Consider the following 17,937-nt stretch of genomic DNA (forward strand, 5'->3'; position numbering starts at 1 on the left):
TATTTTCTTTATATGTAATGTAAAACTCTTTCAGATTCTAACAAAAATAAAATGCTAAATAATAATAAAATGTTAAATAAAAATGAAATATTTATGAACTATATACTGATTCGATAAATATGAGATGTTGAAGAAGGGCGTATCCCTGCAACTAAGAACATGGAAGATGTATGGGATTTGGGGGTATTTGTTTGGGGTATTATTCAGAGAATTTGAAAAATGGAATTGATTTTAGGCAAACACTGACTTATGATTACTTGCAAAAACGAGGTGAAACAAAATGAGTTCATCACGCCAAACCGGGATGTTTATCTATCCGTGGGATATAGCCGAAAGTGGTATCGAGGCTGTGATGCAAACATTGCAAGAAGCTAGATGCAATACAGCGGTGGTCAATAGCAGCTACCATCAGGGGAGATTTTTTCACCCGCAAAGCAAAACGTTTCGCAGGCTGCCGTTTTCAGGGGTATCGTTTACGCCTGAATGGTCGAAGTACAACCGTTTGCGCCCGACTGTACACGAGCCAATCGCACAAGCAGGCATTCTTGGCAAAATGAAGGAAGCTTGTGAGCAAGCAGGGATGGGGTTTCATACTTGGTGGGTTGGCCTTCACAATTCTACACTTGGTTTGGCTCACCCAGATCTTTGTGTGCAAAACATTTGGGGGGATACATACACATATGCACTATGTCCATCGCAGCCTGAGGTTCAGCATTACGCCAAGGCCCTTTTTACCGATACGCTAGAGCAGGTCAAACCAGAGCGGATTTTGATCGAAGCGACTGCCTTTTTGCCGATGAAGCATGGCGAGCATCATGAAGTATGTCTCTTACCGTTAGGAGAATCGCTGCAATGGTTACTCTCGCTCTGTTTTTGCGGGGCATGTACGGAGCGTGCCGAATTGCAGCGAATCGATGTCGGAGCAGTTCGACAGCTTGTATCAAGGCTAGTCAGTCAGATGGTGGATGCCGATTCTCACTCGCAAGTATCCGCCGAAGCGAGAGAAGTTGCCTTTTTGCTGCTGGAATACCCGGAATTGTATCACTATCAGCAATCTCGTCTGGAAGCGGTAGATCAGTTATGGAGGAGCCTGAGGGAGATCGCACAGAGTCTGGGGACTGCGTTGGATGGCTTTCCGTCCTCGACACCGTTTTTTGTGAATCAGTCATATTGGGAAGGGGTTTCTTTGCGAAAAGCAGCGGCTACTCTCGATCGTGTCGTTCCGCTCGCCTATGGAGACAGTGTCGGTGATGTGGCCTATACATTCCATGCAATCAAGCTTGTAGCGCCAGAAACGACGTTGGGAGCCGCTTTTTCCTTGCATCATAACCAAATCCAGTCAGCAGTCGAGTTGGCAGCGAGGGTGAAAACAGCAGTGGACGCAGGCGCTCAATCGATTGTTTATTACAACCTCGGTCTGTTAAATAACCGCAGACTGAACTGGATCAAACAGGCAAACCTTGCCGTTGAGGAGTGGAGATAACTTTTTCATTCACTTGGCGTATACCCCTATGCAACAAGGCCCACGGAACTTCGCGGGTCTTTTTTACTTGGGTGAAGCTGATGGACTGAAAATCATACTACAGTCCGACGCGCTTTCATAAAAAATGGTATGATTGTCATAGCGAACAGGAAAAAAGTTTGGTTCAGATTCTATTTGACCGGCAAATTAATCCTGCTTACAATAATATGATCGTTACCGTTTATGTAAAAACCGTCGAGTCGTTTTTCTGGAACAGCAGTTCTGATCAAAAGGCGAAGACGTAAGGAAGGGAACAAAGGCGTGATTGTTACGACAGGACTTGAGCCTGGTGAAGAAACCTTGCGTCACGCAGCTGAATTGGCTAGTACATTGGGGCTACAAGTTGTGAATCGACGCGATTTTTCATTGGGTCAAATGCGCAAGCGATATGGGGTAGAAGAAGTGTTGGTGGTTTCCGCTCTCGGAGCACGTCTGGAAGTGCCGGGGAAAAAACCATTCTTTTTTCATCCGAACACCTCTGCTTTTCGTATAAAGCGGCTCATGCGCGGCGATACTGATACTATGCTTGTTGCTTGCCAAATTCATCCAGGGGATAAAGTGCTGGACGCCACCTTGGGTTTGGGTGCTGATGCGATTGTGTTTTCTCATGCGACTGGTGCAAATGGGAAAGTTGTTGGCATCGAATCTGAGCGATTGCTAGCCATCTTAGTAGAAGATGGGTTGCGGTACTGGTCATCCGATGCGGAAGAATTAGAGCAAGCCATGCGTCGTATTGAGGTACGATGTGGCAACCATCTAGAAGTACTGAGAGGACTGCCCGCCCGTTCCTTCGACGTCGTTTATTTCGATCCTATGTTCGAGATAACTGTACAAAGCTCGTCGGGGATCGCTGGAGTCCGTGAGCTCGCCAATCCAGAGGCTCTTTCCGAGGAGGCTGTTTTGGAAGCGCAGCGTGTTGCGAGAAAACGTGTGGTAATGAAAGAAGGAAAAGAAGGCAGGATGTACGAGCGCTTTGGCTTTACGCCGTTTCGCTCCCGCGGCCAGCAGGTCGTGTACAGCTACAAAGAGATAGGTGGAGGGGAGTGACCTTGCAACAGAGAGAAAGGCTAGTTGTAATTATTGGCCCAACAGCGGTCGGCAAAACCCAGCTTAGTCTGGAGCTGGCCGAACAGTTCGACGGTGAGATTATTTCCGGAGATTCCATGCAAGTATATCGTGGGATGGATATTGGCACCGCAAAAGCAGAACCTGAGGAGCTTGCGAGCATACCGCATCACCTCATTGATATTAAAAATCCAGACGAGGAATACTCTGTTGCGATGTTTCAGGAAAGTGCCGCAAGGTTGATTTCAGACATCAACCAACGTGGCAGACTTCCGTTTATCGTCGGCGGGACAGGTCTGTACATAGAATCGGTTACTCATCGATTTCAGTTTTCCACCACTTCTCAAGACCCTGACCTGCGTGATCGACTGCAAAGATTGGCTGACAGTGAAGGTGTGGAAGCACTACACGCCCGATTGGCCGATGTCGATCCGATTACAGCCGAACGCTTGCATCCCAATGATGTAAAGCGGGTGATTCGCGCATTGGAGATTTATGAAAGCAGCGGGTACAAAATGTCCGACTTTCAGCTCCGGGCGAAGCATTCACCCTATGATTTGGTGATGATTGGTCTCACGATGGACCGCGCAAAGCTGTATGAACGAATCAACCACCGGGTCGAACTCATGATCGAAGCGGGACTGGTTGAGGAAGTGAGGGGGCTCTTGGATGCTGGTTACGACGCGTCATTGGTCTCTATGCAAGGCTTAGGGTATAAGGAGCTCATCCCTTACCTGTATGGAGAAATCACGCTAGAAAAAGCAGTGAACGACATACAGCAGCGAACGCGACATTTTGCCAAACGTCAGCTTTCCTGGTTCCGGCGCATGGAAGAAATTCATTGGTTTGACATGACCGATTCAGCCGAACAGAGGAATAACGTGGAAACTATCAAGCGAATATTGGCAGGAAAGTTTCAACAATTGCCGAATATATAACATACAAGTCCTTTTAGGGGGTAGTGTACATGAAACAGACGATCAACATTCAAGATACGTTCTTGAATCATTTGCGGAAAGAAAACATCGCGGTTACCATTTACCTTGTGAATGGATTTCAATTGCGCGGGTATATTAAAGCATTCGATAATTTCACGATTGTGATTGATAGCGAAGGCAAGCAACAATTAGTATACAAGCATGCGATCTCCACTTTCACTCCGCAACGCCCTGTATCACTCATGTCTCAGGAGAACAACCAACAGTAAGAGAAGTAACACCAACAGCCAGGATACATGTGATCCTGGTTCTTTTAATGATCTGGCCCGAGTGTTGGAAATACCATCAACGTCCAAATCCAAAGTATCAATAAAAAAGCCCTGTCGCCGTTGAAGCGAACAGGGCTTTCACATTACTCCATGCAATGATTATTCGTGTAAATTTGGAACGTGATGCCGAACTTGTCCTTCACATTGCCGTATGCTGGGCTGAAGAACGTTTCTTGCAGAGGCATAATCACTTGACCGCCTTCTTGCAGGGCATTAAAAATCTTATGAGATTGTTCTTTATCATCGGTCGAGATGCAGATGGTCACTTGATCACCAGGCTGATGCGGTTGACCTGGAAAGGTATCGGAAAACATCATTTCAGTTTCACCGACGCGAATAGTAGCATGCCCGATACGATTCTTGGCTTCTGCAGGTAATGGTAACTCCGGATTTTCCGGCATTTCACCGAAGGTTTGCTTGAATAGCACTTCAGCACCTAGCGCACCCTCGTAAAAGCTGATCGCTTCACTTGCAGTACCGTCCAAAACGATGTAAGGAATCAAACGCAATGCCATGTGTCAACATCTCCCTTGGTTTTCATATGACCAACTTGTCAAATCCACTTACTATTATTGCCCATAATGTGATTATAATGCACAGAACGTATGTTTGCAATGGGGGGAATTGATTAGGATGCTGAAGAACTCCGGCGAACCATGACTACGTAACAGACAATGGCGCCGATTGTAGAAAGCGCAATGATGATCCCCATCGGTACTGCGGTATGTTCGCCACTGATTCCCACAAGTGGCGCGACAATTCCGCCGCTAATGAAGGAAAGTAGCCCCTGGAGAGCAGATGCACTTCCTGCCGCCTTGCTTTGATTTTGCATGGCAAGGGAAAAGCCTGTTGCGCCCACAATCCCTACACTGGATACGACAAAGAATAGGGGAACGAGCACAGCAATAAGCCCAGCTTGTAGGAGAATCATTGCCAGAAGGAGGATTCCGCCGACTCCCGCAATGGTAATCCCGGCAATGAACAAGGAAGTTTCTTTCACTTTACCCGCCAGCTTCCCAGTGATTTGACTCGCGATAATAATGCCGACACCATTAATCGCGAAAATCAGACTAAACGTTTGGGGAGACACTTCAAATATTTTTTGAAACACAAAGGGCGAACCGGCGATGTAGGCAAACATAGCAGCAGTCACCAGCCCCTGCGCCACGGCGTAACCCATGAAAACGCGATCCTTCAGCAAGGTACCAAAGGTCGCCAGTGTATTGCCGATTCCCGCTTTGGAGCGGCGATCTTGTGGTAATGTTTCTGGAAGAGCGAGCAGCACGACGAGAAACATGATAGCGCCAATCAGACCCAGTACGACAAACACGCCGTGCCAGGTAGTAAATTCCAGGATTTGTCCCCCTACGATAGGTGCCGCAATCGGAGCGATCCCGTTAATGAGCATCAAGAGAGCGAAAAACTTCGTCAGTTCTGTCCCTGCGTACAAATCGCGAACCGTAGCGCGGGCGATAACAATTCCAGCAGAACCAGCAAGACCTTGTACGAAGCGAAGTAAGACGAACGTATAAATAGAGGGAGCTACCGCACACAAAAAGGAAGAGACCGCATACAAAATGAGTCCAATAATCAAAGGGATTCTTCGACCACGTACGTCGCTGATCGGCCCTGCGAATAATTGACCGATGGACAGGCCGAGCATGCATGCTGTCAAACTAAGCTGGGTCATGGAGGTGCTTGTCTGCAAATCATCGGCAAGCATAGGGAGTGCAGGTAAATACATATCTAAGGACAGTGGGCCAAAGGCAGAAAGCGATCCTAGAATCGCAGCCATCCACAGCCGTCGTGATTTGTTGCCAGTCAGAGAAGAGGGATCAAGTTCTTTTGCCATATGATTCACGATAAGTTGTCAAACCTTTCTCATTGTTTTTCCAGGAAAAAAGCTATTTACAGCTCAGAAGTGGGTTGCGTATTTTGCAAGTAATAAGCTTGAAGGTTGCTGTGCATGCGATCGAGCAAGCCACGCAACACATCCTTTTCTTCCTCTGAGAATCCGATGAAGCAGTTTTCCTCAATGACGCGTAATACTTCTTTGACATGCTTGGTAGCCATCCGACCTTTGTCGGTAAGATAAACGCGGGAGATACGTTGGTCGCGTTCGTCTTCTCTGCGCTCGACAAGTCCCGATTTGGCCATCCGATTAATCATGACGGTAAGCGTAGCGGGCTTTACCCCGATTTTTCTGGCCAATTCGCTTTGTATCATTCCATCTTTTTCAATCAGGCGCATCAAGAGAATGGGCTGGCCGGGATAGACGTCGTATTTCTGAATCAGAAATTCTACATTTTGCCGATGCATTTTCATTACATGCGATGCAGAATGGGTTAATGCGGTTGCATAACTGAACTCCACCAAAGTACCCCCAATGAATTAGTGTGCTAATGAATATTCTGTGAAAGACGCCCGTAAGTTCATGCCTTGTCCTATTATACAAAAAACGATTGGACTTCGTCATGAAAATGATTTGCATGTACGAGCTTTGGGAGGATACGCAGCACTCTTTGGAGAAGTAATAATGTCCTTGAAAATCGAAAGAACAGGTTAGGTGAGATCAAGATGATCCTGAACGAAAAAATAAAAGCGGCTGTCGTGCATGTAACAGGAGTAAACGGGGAAGATCTCGGAATCATCTCCACAAAAGAAGCGCTACAAATGGCAAAAGACCAGGGAGTGGACCTCGTCTGTCTTTCTTTGGCTTCAAGTCCGCCGCCTTGTCAGTTAGTGAATCGAACGAACTATAAGGAACAGGTTATCCAGGAAAACGCCAAAAACCGGAAAGCTGAAAAAGGCGTAAAAATAAAAGAAATTCGTCTAAGTGCCTACATTGAAGACCATGATTACGATACGAAAAAAAGACAGGCAGAACGAATTCTTTCATCCGGGGATGCCGTGCAGCTAACTGTAAAATTGGAAAAAAAAGAAAGTCAGGAAGCCAAGCGGTTAATTGAGCAGCTCATCAAAGATCTGGCTCATTGCGGAAAACAGGATAAAGGGATTCAAGTAAGCGGCAAGCAGGTAGTTGCCAATCTATTGCCGTTCTAATCAAGAAAAGGAGTAAGCACATGCCTTTTACTTTTGCTCATCCTGCTATTGTTCTACCGCTACGCAAATGCAAGTGGTTTTCGTTCTCTGCCCTTGTTTTTGGCAGTATGGCACCAGATTTTGAGTATTTTTTCCGGATGCAGCCATTCAGCGTGTACAGTCACACCATGCTCGGATTGTGGGTGGTTGATTTGCCGATCGCGATCCTATTAGCGTTTTTGTACCAATACGTGGTCAAAAAGCCGATGCTTGCACGGTTGCCAGAGTGGATGGGGCGAGGGCTGGACTACACAAACAAGGGAAGCAGAATGCCAGCGTGGAAAATGGCACTTGTGTTTGTATACTCCGCGATAATCGGCAGTTTGAGTCATATCGCATGGGACGCCTTCACGCATGACGGTGGTCGTATGGTTGACCACTTCTTGTTCTTGCAACAATCCATCTCGTGCGCTCATTATCACGTGCCGGTTTACAAGCTGCTACAGCACAGTAGTACCCTTTTCGGCGGCTTGGCCATTTTGTATGTGATTGGGCGAAGAGCGCGGAAAAACAGACAGGTCGTCATGAGACAGGTACCTGTTTTGGAAAAATGGCTGTTCTGGTTCGGAGTGGGGATATTTGGGATCGTGACGGTCTTTTTACATGCATTTGTGGTAAAAGGAATTTCACCCCTCATCCATCCTTTGCAGCAAGTTGTCCCGTTTCTCTCGGGATCACTGCTTGGAATCGTGGTGCTTTGCTTCGCTTTGGACAGGCTCAGATTGAAAAAGTAGAATCCCTCAATATGAGGGATTTTATTGTCTTTAAATGGAAAAATCCTCAGACTTCAAATTCATTAAATCATCACGGGTTGGGTCAGGAATTTTGAGCAATCTAACGGCTTGCACACGTATTGCCTTTTCTATATTATTTCGTACATATCTTGCATTACTGAAATTTACTTGAAACGGATCACTCGTTACTGTTAGCAGTCTTCTTCTCAGTTTTTCACTTGCTTCAGCAGAGATTCTGTACTCCTTGTTCTTTGCCATTACATTTGCAATTTCCATCAACTCATCCACCTCATAATCAGCAAAGTTGATGTGGACGGGAAAACGTGAAGGAAGTCCAGGATTTAACTCAAGAAATGTATCGATCTCATCGTTGTACCCAGCAATGATACAGACGAAATCATTGCCAAAGTCCTCAAGGCATTTTGTAAGGCAATCTACAGCCTCTTTCCCAAAGTCTTTTTCGCCGCCACGAGCTAAAGAGTAGGCCTCATCGATAAACAGTATTCCTCCCATGGCTTTCTTAACAAGATCACGGGTCTTTTGTGCCGTGTGCCCAATAAATTCACCAACAAGGTCTGCACGTTCAACTTCAGTTAGATGGCCCTTCGTTAAAACACCCATTTCCTTAAAGATCTTTCCGAAAAGGCGTGCGATTGTTGTTTTCCCAGTACCGGGATTTCCTTTAAAAACCATATGGAAAACTTGCTTCTCAATTTTAAGACCGTGTCGTTCCCTTGCTTTATTCATTTTGATGAGCGCATAAATTTCATAAATCGTTTTCTTGGCTTCATGTAAACCAATCAGGCTTTCTAGTTCTTCAAAAACAGTTGTTAAATTTGAACTCGACGTGGTACGAACTATTTCAGGTAAAGTATTTAGCTGTTTAACACTTACTGGACGATTGAATACAACTTGAATTCGATTATTGCTACTTGAAGATTCGAGCACCTCCGTTTGAGGAATGGCTCCTGCTTGCTTCACATGTTTCACCTGCCTTGACCATCATACAGAAAGTATACTCAGGAACATCGGAAAACCTGCCTATTTTTACGCAAGAGATCGAATTGGAAAAGTCTCTGGGCGAAATTGGATGTGCTTATTAAAATAAGAAAGGCACCTGATAAACAAGTGCCTTGGGAAATTACTTGATTGCATTTAGAAGATCGTCTTCCTTAATGGAAGGAAGTGCTTGTGATTCAGAATACTTTCAAATTTTTTCCGGAAGTAATGGTCATGAAACAGGATATCAAGTTATTGGAGTGGTTTGTAGGCGTGTGTTAGCAAGGAGGTAAATCCTATGAAGAAAATAATAGAATATTTGATGATATACTCGCTCTCTGGGACTTTCTTGTTTTTCGGAAAAGTATTTGTTTATATGCTAGGTGATAAACGTGCATTAGGAGATTCTGCGCCTATTTATTTTAGTTATTTTCTATATTACATTGTGGCGCTCTATATCATTTATCTTGGTGTCAAAAGGTTGGGGTTAAATAATCGAAGTAAGACAAATAAAGCACTCGATATCACCATATTTATTATCTATGTTTCGCTAGTATATTTGATTGCAGATACGTTTATCTCAAAATACGTTGTCTACTTTGTGTAGACAGAAAACGTCTCAGTGTAATGCGTTTGTGGCAAAAATGTGAATATAACAGAAATTTATATGTAAAATTAGGAAATCATTTGAATAGGTGATTTTGAATGTGATAAATTATCATAAGAAAGAGATTACCAAATATTGGTAGTTTGTATCGTTTACTGGTGATGCCTTTTACACGTTTTTTCTAATCATTAAGTGAAAGGAGACGGAAGGAACGAGATTAAACAGAAGCAAGGGTAAGAGAATTCAATATTTATACTAGGAGTGAAGAAAATGTTTAGTAACAAACATATCAAAGGCATTGTTGCTAGTGTTATAGGTGTATCATTGACAATCACTGGCACCTCCGCTCTAGCTGGAAACAAAGATAATAACAATGCAGAAAAAGTTCTAAAAGTTGATGTAGGGCAGGGGAGTGGAGAAATTACTTATTCCTCAGAAGAGGAATTAGAGGATATAGAACTAAGAGGCCCAAAAAGTTTTGCAGTTTCGGGTAGCGGGGAATTTTTCATCTTAGATACAATTGGGCATCAGATTGAAGTATATGATAAAAATGGGAATAGTAAACAGACTATTGACTTACCAGAAGACAAAGAGTTTTTTGATATTGAAATCGATGAAGATGGTAAAATCTTCGTTTTGAGTGACTTGGGGCATGTTCTTCAATTCAAAAACGGCGAATTGGAGAATGAATACCAAGTAACTGTAAATCAAAGCAGATTCGAAATAAGTGGTTTGTTTTTTAATAAAGACAACGAGATTGTTGTTCGCTTGCTTGACGACACAGAACTGAGTCTTAACAAGGGGAAAAGACCTCTAAAAGAAGAGCCTACTTTTAAAGTGAAAAGTATTGATGATCACACTGTTGAATTAGTTACCTTTGACCAGAAAGTTGAAGTTTCATATGATCATGTTCCTGTTGAAACAGCACTGTTAAGAAGCACTGAAGAAGGGGAACAGCTCATTGTTGAAAAGGAAGCTATAATTGGAGAAGGGTTATATGTTGAAACAAGAGTAGGGCGTTATCAAGATGGTGAGCAAATTGGAACTGCTCTCGCAATTCCCACAAAAGATACTTATTTTACTGCGATTCCGTTTAAGTTCTTATATGTAACAAAAGATGGTAAAGCATATCAAATGATCACAAGGAAGAATTCCGTAGAGATATATGAACTCCCCTTTACTGAAGAAAAAAAGACTAATATTGACAAGCAACTTCTTAAAAAGATCCAACCTGAAGATAAACAAAATATAGCATTCTTTGACGAAGAAAAGCTTGAGATTAGAAGTTCTAAAGCAAATGCTCAAGCAAATGATTGGTATACTGCGTTACAACGAGCAGAAGAAATGACATATATCTCATGGGATTACAATCCTAAGAAAATGAAAACTTCTTCAACTAAAAACACTACACCGCCTGATCATTTGGCAAAAGTTTCGAAGACGGTTGAAGAACAGGGTATTCCATATAACTGGGGAGGATATGATGGTGTAGATACTTCAAACTCTTCAGGGAAAAATTTTAAGGATAGCATATCAAAAGGGGATACGGCAGGCAACGTAAATACGAACCTAGACTACCGTTCGTCTGGTACAGCAGGAATTGATTGCAGTGGTTTTATATCATCTGCATATGAATTAGGCGACAAATTTGGAACCTCTAATTTGACAAAGAAATTTAAAAAGACTAGCTGGTATGACTTCCAAGCAGGTGACATCGGGCTTAGAAAAGGACATGTTTGGATGTTGGAATCAGTCAAAAAAGGATCAGACAATCCTAAAGGATTTTATACCTATGAAGCAACAACTGACGGGACAGGAGACAAAGCAAAGTCGTACTATAGAAGTTGGGATGATGCTCAAAGTTACACACCTTATACGATAAAAGAATAAAAGGAATTTACATTTATGCTAAGATATTCATATTATTGGGTATCTTAGCTTTTGTTCTAACGACAGTAGGGGGATGTGATATTTTGCATAGAAATTTAACGAAGGGTACGTGGATTTTGCTTTGTTGTATTCTGACCACTCTATTAGCAGGATGTCTTCCAGCAGATGAAAAGGTGAAAGAAAACCATCAAGATCCGGATCTAGTATTGAATCAATATTTTGATGCTTTGAGTAAACAAGACTATGACACAATGGTAAAATTGTACGGTGGTGATTATGAATCCTTGATTGGAAACAATCCGTCAGTTGCCAAAGATGATTATAAAAAGCTGCTTGAGAATTACTGTACAATCAATGGAGGAAACATAGTAAAAATCGATACGATAATTGAAAAAACCAAGATCAGTGATAAAGAGTATATTTACAAACTTTCTTTTAAATATTTGGACGATACATCGTTTGAGAACGGTAAGCAAATTGAATACACTGTGAAAAAAATAGACGATTCTTTTAAAGTAATGGGATTGCCACCATATATCCCATAGGAATGATTTTATGTTTGAATAATAAAGTATAAAGTTGAGTGAGGGAACACTAATCGGGGTTAAATTGCTGATACAGGAGTTTATACTCATATCAGAAAATAGTGATTTATTTCAACCATGAGGCAATTTTTATTGAAAATGAAATGGAGATCTAGGTTCCCTTAAGAACATTCCTTTCATCGGAGCCTAGAAAGGTAGGGACTGCAATGAAAAGGGTTTCTACATTATTTTTAGCAGCATTACTCATGTCTGGATGTGCAACGAGTAACAATGAGATTGAAAGACAAACACTTACAGGATACGTCATTGAAAAAGATACAGCAAAAAAACGTCTCTTAGTAATAGAAAATGATAAAACGCAGTCGAATGACAGCACTACCTATGAAGCGGAGTGGTACTTCCCGAAAGACGAAACAATCTTCCAAGTAGCAAGGGCAATACCATTTCATTTGATAAAAGATGACGGAAGCATTATGAAAAGTGGCAAATGGACAGAAAGATCATTGGCAGTTTAAAGCTACAGATTATGATAATGAAGTAAATATTATTCTGCAAATGAATGCACAAACGGGAGAAGTGAGTCATATAACCAAAGAGGAAAGGTAAACGACCATTACTCCGTGATGAAGAGTGATGGTCGTTCTGTTTTCTTCAAGGAATCCCATTAAAAATTCCATAATATGATATAATCTTCCAAAATAAAGGGCTTTATCAAACATGCGGAGGATTCAGATGGAACAAAAGAAGTATACGGACGTCATACGTCTCGGACATCAAACGACAGAAGGTATATTTAACGAAGGGAATTTCATTATCATTCAAGAAAAGCTTGACGGGGCGAATGCAAGCTTTCGATACGATGAAGAAACGAACAACATCCGGGCATTCTCTCGAAATATGGAATTACACGAGGAAGAGAATTTGCATGGCTTTTTTCAGTGGACACAACAGCTCCCAAAAGAGGAAGTCCTGGCGGGCATGGTTTATTTCGGAGAGTGGTTGAATCCGCATAAAATTAAATATCCTCAGTATGAAAAGCAGTTCTTTTTATTTGATCTATACGATACCGTAGCCTGCGAATATGTGGATTTCGCTATCGTGGAAAGGGAGGCGCAGCGACTTGGCTTGCATCTAGTACCGGTCTTTTATCAGGGGGAATACAAAGGGGAAGAGCATCTCAAATCGTTTGTCGGCAAAACTGCGCTAGGTGGCAGGCTCCGGGATGAAGAAATCGGTGAGGGCATTGTCGTGAAAAATGCCGATTACCGGGATCGCTTTGGGCGACAGTTATTTGTTAAGATCGTCACAGATGTATTTAGTGAAGTCAAACGTCTAAAGCCACCGAAAGACCCGAATCAACCGAAGTCAGGAGAAGTGTTGTTCGTAGAGCAGTATGTAACGCGCGCACGCGTGGAAAAGTTTCTTTACAAATTAATTGACGAAGGTGTACTGGAAGAGACCTTTGGTGTAAAAGACATGGGGGTTATCCTGAAAAATCTGAATCTCCGCATTCAAGAAGATCTCTTCAAGGAAGAGGCGGATTCCCTGCCTGATGGATACGATGAGAAGGAGCTCCGCAAAGCGATTAGCAAAGTGATTCCGCTTTTCGTCAAGGAGCTTTTCTTAGAGAAAGCGCCAGGTAACCCATGATACAAGTTGATTTCAGTTGGCATGCCCCGCTGTCGTAACGTTTTGGGCAAAATGTGGTATGATAATCAGGAAGGGGCGTGAATCGGTGAACGATCTGATCAAAACGCAAGAAACAGCCATACTGGTTGGTTGCTATTTAGATAACCGGGATGAAGAAAGAACCCGTCTTTCCATGGAAGAATTGCATGAGCTGGCCGATACTGCTGGTGTAGAAGTACTGGACGTCATCACGCAAAATCGGGACCGGGTTGATTCTGCCTGGTATTTGGGGACAGGAAAAATTGATGAAATCGCGCAGAGGGCTGAAGAGCTGGATGTAGATGTCATCATTTTCAACGATGAGTTGTCTCCGAGCCAGACTCGTAATTTGGATAAAGTATTTGATTGCAAAGTGATTGATCGCACGCAGCTCATTTTGGATATTTTCGCAGGACGTGCACAATCGCGTGAAGGGAAAATTCAGGTAGAGCTGGCGCAATACAACTACTTGCTGCCACGGCTTGCCGGGCAAGGGAAGCAGCTTTCCCGTCTCGGAGGCGGTATCGGTACGCGTGGTCCAGGTGAAACCAAGCTGGAAAGCGATCGTCGCCATATTCGGAAGCGGATCAGTGAACTCAAGCAGCAATTAGAGGATACCGTTCGGACGAGACAGTTGCATCGGGAGCGTCGGAAGAAAAACAATGTGTTCCAGATTGCATTAGTCGGCTATACGAACGCTGGGAAGTCGACGATCCTCAACAAGCTTACGAATGCAAACACATTGCAGGAAGACAAACTGTTTGCCACTTTGGACCCGACGACCAGGCAATTGGAGCTGCCGAGCGGACTGGATGTGCTATTGACGGATACGGTTGGTTTTATTCAAGACTTGCCAACGAGTCTAGTCGCTGCATTCCGTTCGACGCTGGAAGGTGTTAAGGAAGCAGACCTCATCCTGCATGTGGTGGATAGTCATCACCCTGATTTCCAAGTACACATGGAAGTTGTCGACAAGATTTTGCGCGAGCTAAAAGCAGAAGAAATTCCGCATTTAGTCGTTTTCAACAAGGCAGATATGCTTACAGAGGGTTCTTACTTGCCACGTGCAGACGAATCGATTTTGATTTCTGCCATGCGGGAAGATGACCTGAAGCAACTGCTCACCCGTATTGAGTCATTTGCACTTCAATCTTTCAATGCGATGAAACTGCGCGTTCCCGTCGAACGTGGAGACATTCTCTCGCTCTTGCATCGGGATGGGGTAGAGATGGAACAAGAATTTAATGAAGAGGAAGCGGCCTACTTGATCACCGTCCGCGTGAACAAGGATAATCCGATATACGGCAGGATTGCTCCATTCCTCCTGGATAAACCAGAGACTGTTGAAGAGAGTTGGTAAGTAACAGATGTTTTCATATTTTTCCCATGGAGAAAAGCTTCGTCCTCTCGTACTTGAGGTGGAAGCGACAATCTCAGAGAGACACCGTCAGATTTCCGCTTTGGTGGATACGAATCAACTGAAAGTATTGCGTTCCTTCCAAAAGCATGAAGTCAATGAATTTCATTTTTCAACATCCACAGGCTATGGCTACGATGATTCTGGACGTGCAACGTTAGAATCGATTTACGCCGAAGTGTTTGGTGGAGAAGCCGCTTTGGTGCGCAATCATATCATCTCGGGTACGCATGCGATCGCGATTTCTTTGTTTGGCATTCTTCGTCCAGGCGACGATCTTCTCTATATTACGGGCAAACCGTACGATACGCTGGAAGAAGTAGTAGGTGTGCGCGGCGAAGGACAGGGCTCACTCAAGGATTACGGCATCGGTTATAGCTACGTGCCTTTGACGCCAGAAGGTGAAATTGATTTTGTTGCAGTCGCACAAGCGATTACACCAAAGACGAAGGTCATCGGGATTCAACGTTCGCGAGGCTATGCAGATCGACCTTCTTTCACCATTGCGAAAATCCAAGAAATGATTCGGGTTGTAAAAGAAATCAAGCCTGATCTGATCGTATTTGTAGACAACTGCTACGGAGAGTTCACGGAGGAGCAAGAGCCATTGCACGTAGGTGCAGATATCATGGCAGGCTCTCTCATCAAAAACCCGGGTGGCGGCTTGGTCAAAACAGGCGGTTATATAGTAGGACGCGAGGATTTGGTTCAGCTTGCTTCGTATCGGATGGCAGCACCAGGAATTGGTGCAGAGGGCGGTGCATCGCTCTACTCGCTACTGGAGATGTACCAAGGATTTTTCTTGGCTCCACACGTCGTGGGCGAAGCTTTAAAGGGAGCGGTATTCTCTTCAGCAATGCTGGAGCGTTTGGGCTTCAAAACGAATCCATTGTGGCATGAGCCGCGAACCGACCTGATTCAATCCGTGGAATTCGGCAGTGCTGAACGATTGATCACGTTTTGCCAAGGGATACAGAAAGCAGCACCAGTTGATTCCCACGTCACTCCGTATCCAAGCGAAATGCCTGGATACGCTGATCCTGTGATTATGGCAGCCGGTACGTTTATTCAAGGGGCCAGCATTGAGTTTTCGGCAGATGGTCCGATTCGTCCACCGTACTTGGGCTTCGTTCAAGGCGGTTTGACGTACTCGCACGTAAAAGTAGGAATTTTGACGGCGTTGAATGGGATGCTTGAAAAAGGCTTGCTCGAAATACCGGGTGAATAAGATAAAAACGCAAGGAATGGCGGCATTCTCTGGATGATGGAGGATGTCGTTTTTTTTATGTAAGAAAACTGTACATAACTTTTCGTGTAATATTATCTAACATCTATTGACAGAGATTTTGTTATAAAATAGAATAAGACTAAGAAATACGAAACAGGAGGGACAAGTCATGAGTGATGACCTTCGCCGGAATATGGCCCTCTTTCCCATTGGGATCGTCATGAAGCTGACGGATCTCACTGCGAGGCAAATCCGTTACTACGAACAAAACGACCTGATTCAGCCTGCCCGCACAGAAGGGAAGCAGAGGCTCTTTTCTTTCAACGACGTAGATCGTTTGTTGGAAATCAAGGCTCTGATTGAAAAAGGACTGAATATTGCAGGGATCAAGCAAGTCCTGCAAATGCAAGAGCCTGCTATGGAACAAACAGAGATTACTACGACGTCCGAAGAGAAACGCAAGGATATGTCCGACAAAGAGCTGCATCAGCTCCTAAGGCAACAGATTATGTATCGCGATGCCACTCGCCATGGCGAGGGTGCATTGATACGTGGAGAGCTTTCCCGCTTCTTCCACTAGATAGAAAGCCGATATAGAGACTGGAGGAGAGAAATGTGAGCAAGTTTACAAGAGAAGACATCATGCGTATGGCCAAAGAAGAGGACGTAAGGTATATTCGACTGCAGTTTACCGATCTGATGGGGATCATTAAAAACGTAGAAATCCCGCTGTCCCAATTGCCAAAAGCACTCGATGGCAAAATGATGTTTGATGGTTCTTCCATCGAAGGCTTCGTTCGCATCGAGGAATCCGACATGTACCTGGTACCAGATCTGGATACATGGGTAGTATTCCCGTGGGGCAATGAGTTTGGCAAGATTGCACGTCTGATCTGTGATATCCACATGCCAGATGGCTCTCCATTCGAAGGAGACCCGCGCTACATCCTGAAGCGTGCCTTGAAAGAAGCAGAAGAAATGGGCTTCACAGCTTTCAACGTAGGTCCAGAGCCTGAGTTTTTCCTTTTTAAGCTGGATGCAAAAGGTGAGCCTACGCTGGATCTGAATGACCAAGGCGGATACTTCGACTTTGCTCCACTCGACTCCGGTGAAAACTGCCGCCGTGATATCGTTTTGACGCTGGAAAAAATGGGCTTTGAAGTGGAAGCATCTCACCACGAGGTAGCTCCAGGTCAACACGAAATCGACTTCAAGTATGCGAATGCACTCCAAGCAGCTGACCAAATCTTGACGTTCAAACTGGTTGTTAAAACCATCGCGCAAAAACATGGTCTGCATGCGACTTTCATGCCAAAACCGCTGTACGGTGTAGCAGGTTCCGGTATGCACGCGAACCAATCGCTGTTCCGTGGGAAAGAAAATGCTTTCTATGACGAGTCCGATGTAATGGGACTGAGCCAAACAGCCAAGCATTACCTGGCAGGTATTTTACAACATGCTCGCAGCTTTACTGCGATCACGAATCCGCTCGTAAACTCTTACAAGCGTTTGGTTCCTGGTTACGAGGCTCCTTGCTACGTAGCTTGGTCTGCGAAAAACCGCTCTCCATTGATCCGTATCCCTGCGTCCAGAGGCTTGAGCACGCGTATTGAAGTACGCAGCCCAGACCCTGCAACGAACCCATACTTGGCGTTGGCAGTTATGCTGAAAGCTGGTTTGGACGGAATCAAAAACAAGCTTACACCACCAGCTGCTATTGATCGCAATATCTACGTGATGACCGAGCAAGACCGCGAAGCAAACGGGATCGAGAACTTGCCTGCTACTTTGAAGGAAGCAATCGAGTGCCTGAAAGCAGATCCGGTGATTTGCGAAGCATTGGGCGAGCATGCATTGGTACACTTTATTGAAGCGAAAGAAATTGAGTGGGAT

Annotated in this window: 19 protein-coding genes; 15 read left to right on the forward strand and 4 right to left on the reverse strand. The window is 44.2% G+C overall.

Annotated elements, in window-relative coordinates; all coding sequences use genetic code 11:
* Positions 1–280 precede the first annotated feature (280 nt).
* The 4 genes from HP401_RS11305 to hfq all read left to right on the forward strand — a co-directional run bounded on the left by HP401_RS11305 (position 281) and on the right by hfq (position 3,794).
* A complete protein-coding gene (locus HP401_RS11305) occupies positions 281–1,483 on the forward strand; it encodes an alpha-amylase family protein (RefSeq protein WP_173605045.1) in 1,203 nt (400 codons plus the stop codon).
* Positions 1,484–1,783: 300 nt separating this feature from the next.
* The gene (locus tag HP401_RS11310) at positions 1,784–2,569 is read left to right on the forward strand and encodes a class I SAM-dependent methyltransferase (RefSeq protein ID WP_173605046.1); all 786 of its coding nucleotides are present in this window, start codon (positions 1,784–1,786) and stop codon (positions 2,567–2,569) included.
* Positions 2,566–3,525, forward strand: coding sequence for a tRNA (adenosine(37)-N6)-dimethylallyltransferase MiaA (miaA, locus tag HP401_RS11315; protein ID WP_173605047.1), 960 nt, complete (start codon positions 2,566–2,568; stop codon positions 3,523–3,525). Before HP401_RS11310 ends, miaA begins: the two co-directional genes overlap by 4 nt.
* Before the next feature lie 29 nt (positions 3,526–3,554).
* Positions 3,555–3,794, forward strand: a complete 240-nt coding sequence (hfq, locus tag HP401_RS11320; RefSeq protein WP_007719110.1) for an RNA chaperone Hfq — start codon at positions 3,555–3,557, stop codon at positions 3,792–3,794.
* Between the two features lie 143 nt (positions 3,795–3,937).
* On the opposite strand, the gene HP401_RS11325 is transcribed toward hfq, so the two are convergent.
* From HP401_RS11325 to HP401_RS11335, 3 genes are all read right to left on the reverse strand, one after another.
* Entirely contained in the window at positions 3,938–4,369 is a 432-nt protein-coding gene (locus HP401_RS11325) for a VOC family protein (protein WP_173605048.1), read from the reverse strand.
* 113 nt (positions 4,370–4,482) lie between these two features.
* Positions 4,483–5,715 carry a multidrug effflux MFS transporter gene (locus tag HP401_RS11330; protein ID WP_173605049.1) on the reverse strand — a complete coding sequence of 411 codons (1,233 nt, stop codon included), beginning with the start codon at positions 5,713–5,715 and terminating at the stop codon, positions 4,483–4,485.
* Between the two features lie 47 nt (positions 5,716–5,762).
* Positions 5,763–6,230 carry a MarR family winged helix-turn-helix transcriptional regulator gene (locus HP401_RS11335; RefSeq protein ID WP_015891650.1) on the reverse strand — a complete coding sequence of 156 codons (468 nt, stop codon included), beginning with the start codon at positions 6,228–6,230 and terminating at the stop codon, positions 5,763–5,765.
* A 201-nt stretch (positions 6,231–6,431) separates the two neighbouring features.
* Between HP401_RS11335 and infC the strand changes: the two genes are divergently transcribed.
* Complete coding sequence (infC, locus tag HP401_RS11340; protein ID WP_173605050.1) at positions 6,432–6,917, forward strand: translation initiation factor IF-3; 486 nt, start codon at positions 6,432–6,434, stop codon at positions 6,915–6,917.
* 20 nt (positions 6,918–6,937) lie between these two features.
* Entirely contained in the window at positions 6,938–7,690 is a 753-nt protein-coding gene (locus HP401_RS11345; RefSeq protein ID WP_173605051.1) for a DUF4184 family protein, read from the forward strand.
* Between the two features lie 30 nt (positions 7,691–7,720).
* Here HP401_RS11345 and HP401_RS11350 read toward each other — a convergent pair whose 3' ends face one another.
* Positions 7,721–8,671, reverse strand: a complete 951-nt coding sequence (locus HP401_RS11350) for an AAA family ATPase (protein ID WP_041749481.1) — start codon at positions 8,669–8,671, stop codon at positions 7,721–7,723.
* Between the two features lie 316 nt (positions 8,672–8,987).
* On the opposite strand from HP401_RS11350, the gene HP401_RS11355 reads away from it, so the two are divergent.
* From HP401_RS11355 to glnA, 9 genes are all read left to right on the forward strand, one after another.
* Entirely contained in the window at positions 8,988–9,296 is a 309-nt protein-coding gene (locus HP401_RS11355; RefSeq protein WP_173605052.1) for a hypothetical protein, read from the forward strand.
* Between the two features lie 270 nt (positions 9,297–9,566).
* Positions 9,567–11,186 (forward strand): NHL repeat-containing protein, encoded by a 1,620-nt coding sequence (locus HP401_RS11360; protein ID WP_173605053.1) that lies wholly within the window; start codon positions 9,567–9,569, stop codon positions 11,184–11,186.
* Between the two features lie 83 nt (positions 11,187–11,269).
* Entirely contained in the window at positions 11,270–11,731 is a 462-nt protein-coding gene (locus HP401_RS11365; RefSeq protein ID WP_173605054.1) for a hypothetical protein, read from the forward strand.
* A 206-nt stretch (positions 11,732–11,937) separates the two neighbouring features.
* The gene (locus tag HP401_RS11370) at positions 11,938–12,246 is read left to right on the forward strand and encodes a putative periplasmic lipoprotein (RefSeq protein ID WP_254457046.1); all 309 of its coding nucleotides are present in this window, start codon (positions 11,938–11,940) and stop codon (positions 12,244–12,246) included.
* A gap of 217 nt (positions 12,247–12,463) precedes the next feature.
* Positions 12,464–13,381: an RNA ligase family protein gene (locus HP401_RS11375; protein ID WP_173605055.1), complete on the forward strand. Its 918-nt coding sequence runs from the start codon at positions 12,464–12,466 to the stop codon at positions 13,379–13,381.
* An 85-nt stretch (positions 13,382–13,466) separates the two neighbouring features.
* Positions 13,467–14,759, forward strand: coding sequence for a GTPase HflX (gene hflX, locus HP401_RS11380; RefSeq protein WP_015891643.1), 1,293 nt, complete (start codon positions 13,467–13,469; stop codon positions 14,757–14,759).
* A 7-nt stretch (positions 14,760–14,766) separates the two neighbouring features.
* Positions 14,767–16,044 (forward strand): methionine gamma-lyase family protein, encoded by a 1,278-nt coding sequence (locus HP401_RS11385; RefSeq protein WP_015891642.1) that lies wholly within the window; start codon positions 14,767–14,769, stop codon positions 16,042–16,044.
* Between the two features lie 169 nt (positions 16,045–16,213).
* Positions 16,214–16,624, forward strand: a complete 411-nt coding sequence (locus tag HP401_RS11390) for a MerR family transcriptional regulator (RefSeq protein ID WP_015891641.1) — start codon at positions 16,214–16,216, stop codon at positions 16,622–16,624.
* A gap of 35 nt (positions 16,625–16,659) precedes the next feature.
* The coding region (gene glnA / locus HP401_RS11395; RefSeq protein ID WP_173605056.1) for a type I glutamate--ammonia ligase at positions 16,660–17,937 on the forward strand (1,278 nt) is incomplete at its 3' end.

It is taken from the genome of Brevibacillus sp. HB2.2, assembly GCF_013284275.1.
In the GTDB taxonomy this organism is placed as follows: domain Bacteria; phylum Bacillota; class Bacilli; order Brevibacillales; family Brevibacillaceae; genus Brevibacillus; species Brevibacillus brevis_D.